The sequence below is a fragment of the Streptomyces sp. SID5785 genome (assembly GCF_009870065.1).
GTDB lineage: Bacteria > Actinomycetota > Actinomycetes > Streptomycetales > Streptomycetaceae > Streptomyces.
In genome coordinates this window covers 1-1321 of sequence record NZ_WWIA01000885.1, presented here as the reverse complement: position 1 = coordinate 1321, position 1321 = coordinate 1, and the positions used below count along the sequence as shown (strand labels likewise).

The following is a 1321-nucleotide window of genomic DNA, read 5'->3' as shown; positions in this document are numbered from 1 at the left end:
GCCACCGCGAGGACCTCATCGGCGAACACCCCGGCCCGCACCCGGCGCCAGCCCCGGTCCGGCGCGGGCAGCGAGAACTGCACCCGGTCCGGGGACCGCAGCGCCGCGTCGAACAGCGAGTCGGCGAGCCCGCCGGACACCGGCGGCGCCGTCAGGCGGGGCACTTCCAGTTCCTGCATCGTCCTGCTCTCTGCCGGTCCCGATGCGGCAACGTACCCCGCCCGGCGGCGGTTTGCCCATGCCTCCCGCAGCTCAGCGCCCCTCGGGCGTCCCGCGCGCTACAGCTGCGCCACCCAACTGCCGTGGAAACCCAGCGGGACCCGGCCCGGCAGTTCGACGCGGGCCAGCGGACGGCCCGTGAAGTCCTGCGCGGACAGGATCACCAGGTCGCTCGCGCCCCGGTCGGGATCGTGCACATAGGAGAGAACGTAGCCGTCGTCCTCGTCCCGGGACCCGCGCCGCGGCACGAACACCGGCTCACCGGCCGCCGCACCCGCGGGCAGCCGGTGCACCTCCCGGCGCCCCCGCGCCATGTCGTGCTTGACCAGATGGTTCGAGAAGTGCTCGTCCGGCGGCACCCCGTCCACCGTCTCGTACGCCCGCCACATCGCCCCCGCACTCGCCGTGTACGCGAACCGGTGCCGCCGGGACACGAACAGCTCGTTGACACGCGGGAACTCCTGCGGCAGATCGTCGATCCGTTCGCTGCGCACCCGGCCCGCCCGCGGGTCGACGGTCCACCGCTCCAGCGTCGGCGTGCCGAGCGCCCCCGGACCGCCGTTGCCCCGCCCCGCGACGAAGAACGGCGCGGGCATCGCCGTGAACTCGACGACCACCGAGTCGCCCTGGTCGTACGCGTTCAGCGTGTGCGAGTGGAAGACCGGGTCGATCTGGAACCACCGGGTCGCGCCTCCACCGCGGGGCAGCAGCCCCACCCGCATGGGATGCCGGTCGTTCCACGCGTACGGCACCACGGCCCCCGCCTGCGCCGCCGCGGGGTCGAACGTCACCGGCAGATCGATGATCACCACGTACTTCCCGGTCAGCGCGAAGTCGTGCATCATCGGCGCGTCCGCGACCGGTACCCGCTGGGTGTGCGCCACCCGCCCGGTCCGGTCGATCATGAGGTGCCGGACGTGGTCCCAGGTGGGGTAGTACGCGACCGCGTGCAACTCGTCCGCCGCCGCGTCGTACTTGGTGTGCGCCGTGAGCGCGCCCTCCAGCGTCCCCCGGAAGTCGAACGGCCCCACCGTGCCCAGCTCCCCGTCCAGCTCGTACGGCAGCGGGCCGCTCTCCTGGAGCGCGAGGATCCGGCCCTTGT

General features: G+C 73.4%; 1 protein-coding gene. It reads right to left on the bottom strand.

The genetic code is table 11. The features are described 5' to 3' along the window. Window positions 1–278: 278 nt before the first annotated feature. Window positions 279–1321, bottom strand: a 1043-nt coding sequence (locus GTW43_RS28855) for a carotenoid oxygenase family protein (protein ID WP_161304929.1), incomplete at its 5' end; no start/stop codon positions are given.